2 protein-coding genes and 1 pseudogene are annotated in these 2,309 nt (G+C 60.9%); all 3 read right to left on the bottom strand.

The features are described from left to right. A pseudogene (locus ACR0DH_RS20230) lies at positions 1–731 on the bottom strand (glycine dehydrogenase (aminomethyl-transferring)); the annotation flags it as partial. A gap of 112 nt (positions 732–843) precedes the next feature. Further along, positions 844–1,209: a glycine cleavage system protein GcvH gene (gcvH, locus tag ACR0DH_RS20225; RefSeq protein ID WP_170430849.1), complete on the bottom strand. Its 366-nt coding sequence runs from the start codon at positions 1,207–1,209 to the stop codon at positions 844–846. Positions 1,210–1,226: 17 nt separating this feature from the next. After that, positions 1,227–2,309: glycine cleavage system aminomethyltransferase GcvT (gene gcvT / locus ACR0DH_RS20220; protein ID WP_480551868.1), on the bottom strand; the 1,083-nt coding region annotated here is incomplete at its 5' end.

Here is a 2,309-nt window from a genome sequence, read left to right as displayed (position 1 = left end):
ATGGCGATGGCTTTGTGCTCATGCAGTGCTGCGATTTCCGATGTGAAGTCGCGCACATGGCCGTGGGTGCCGGGATACTGGAAGATCGCGCCAAAGACGGCTCCTGCGTCCAGCGTGTCGGGATCGGCGACCTGCACGTCGATGCCCAGAGGCTCGGCCCGCGTTTTGATCACCGCGATGGTCTGCGGGTGGCAGTTCTTGTCGACAAAGAAGGCCGCGTTATTGGCTTTCGAACGCCCGCCGCGCTTGGCCATCGCCATGGCTTCGGCCGCCGCTGTGGCTTCGTCCAGCAAGGAGGCATTGGCCACATCGAGCCCGGTCAGATCGCTGACCATGGTCTGGAAGTTCAAAAGCGCCTCAAGACGGCCCTGGCTGATCTCGGGCTGATAGGGCGTATAGGCGGTGTACCAGGCCGGGTTTTCCAGAATGTTGCGCAGGATCGGCGCCGGCGTTGTGGTGCCGTAATAGCCCTGACCGATCAGCGAGGTCAGAACGGTGTTCTTGCTCGCCACCTCTTTCATGTGAAAGAGCGCATCGCGTTCCGTCATCGCCGGACCCCAGTCCAGCGGCTCTTTCTGGCGGATCGCGGGCGGGACGGTGGCGTCGATCAGCTGGTCCAGCGTCTTGAAGCCGATCACCTTGAGCATGTCGCGCATCTCGGTCGGGCTGGGCCCGATATGGCGGCGGTTGGCGAAGTCATAGGCTTCGTAATCGGTCAGTTTGAAGGCCATGTGGTGCGCTCCTCAAGGATAGATCAGGCCCGACGGAGACGGCAGGAGCCTCCGGCGGGTGTATTTGGAAAAAGATGAAGGGGCGGATCCGCGCAAGGATCCGCCGCTTGAATTACCCGATGAAGGCTTTGTAGCCGGCCTCATCCATCAGATCTTCCAGCTGCGACGCGTCGGTGATCTTGATCTTGTAGATCCAGGCCTCGCCCTCGGGGTCTTCGTTCAGCGCGCCGGGATTGTCGGCCAGCGCTTCGTTCACTTCCGTGATCTCGCCATCGACCGGCGCATAAAGTTCCGAGGCCGCTTTGACGGATTCGATCACGCCGATCTCGCCGTCTTTCTCGAACTCGTCGCCCACTTCCTGCTGCTCGACAAACACCACCTCGCCCAGCTGTTCAGCCGCGTGTTTGGTGATGCCCAGCGTGGCGGTGTCGCCCTCGACCATCAGCCATTCATGCTCTTCGGAATAATAGGTTGCCATGTCTCTCTCTCCTGGCTTCAACGCTTGTAATTCTGGGTGACAAAGGGCAGCGCCACAATCTGCGCCGGTTGCGCCTTGCCCCGGATGATCAGGTTCACCTTCTCGCCCGGCTCACCGTGACCGGCGGACACGTAGCCCATCGCAACCGGGCCACCCACCGTGGGGCCAAAGCTGCCCGAGGTGATCCGACCGATGGTGTTGCCACTGCTGCACTGGATCTCGACACCCTGACGCGCCGGGGCGCGGCCATCGGGTTTGATGCCCACCAGCTTGCGCGCGGCACCCTCGGCCAGTTCTTTCTGCACGCGATCGGCACCCGGGAAGCCGCCCTCTTCCTTGCGGCGCTTCTGAATGGCCCAGCCAAGGCTGGCTTCAATCGGCGAGGTGCTCTGGTCAATGTCATTGCCATAGAGGCACAGACCCGCCTCAAGCCGCAGGCTGTCGCGCGCGCCCAGACCGGCCGGCTCACAATCCTCATGCGCCAGAAACGCCTTGGTGATCTCAATGGCCTTGTCCTCGGGGATCGAGATCTCATACCCGTCCTCACCGGTATAACCCAGCCGCGAGATACGGCATTCGACGCCGTTGATATCCGCCAGGGTGGTTTCCATGAACTTCAGGTCGCGGGCGGCGGGGCAAAGCTCACCCACCACGTCTTCGGCCTTGGGACCCTGCACCGCCACCAGCGCCCGGTCGAAGATCTCGGTCACTTCAACGCCGTCCAGGTTCGCCTGCATATGTGGAATGTCCTGATGCCGCAGCGCCGCGTTCACCACCACAAAATAATGATCCCCCGCGTTCGACACGATCAGGTCATCCATGATCCCACCGTCTTCGTTGGTAAAGAACCCGTACCGCGCCTTGCCTTCCTTCAGCGTCGCATAAGCCTGCGGGCACAAAGCTTCCAGCTTCTCCCCCACATTCTCACCCCGCAAAATCACCTGACCCATATGAGACACATCAAACACCGCCGCCTTCTCACGACACTGCTTATGCTCCCCCATAATCCCCAACGGATACTGAACAGGCATCTCCCAACCCGCAAAATCAACCATCTTTCCACCCAACTCAACATGAAGAGAGTACAAGGGAGTGCGTTT

Source organism: Ruegeria sp. I1 (genome assembly GCF_056532675.1).
The sequence above is the reverse complement of the archived record's forward strand: the minus strand, read 5'-3'. Positions and strand labels throughout refer to the sequence as shown.

Excerpts from the sequence above, each read along its gene's own strand:
- gcvH (WP_170430849.1), bottom strand. The coding sequence starts at position 1,209 with ATGGCAACCTATTATTCCGAAGAGCATGAATGGCTGATGGTCGAGGGC.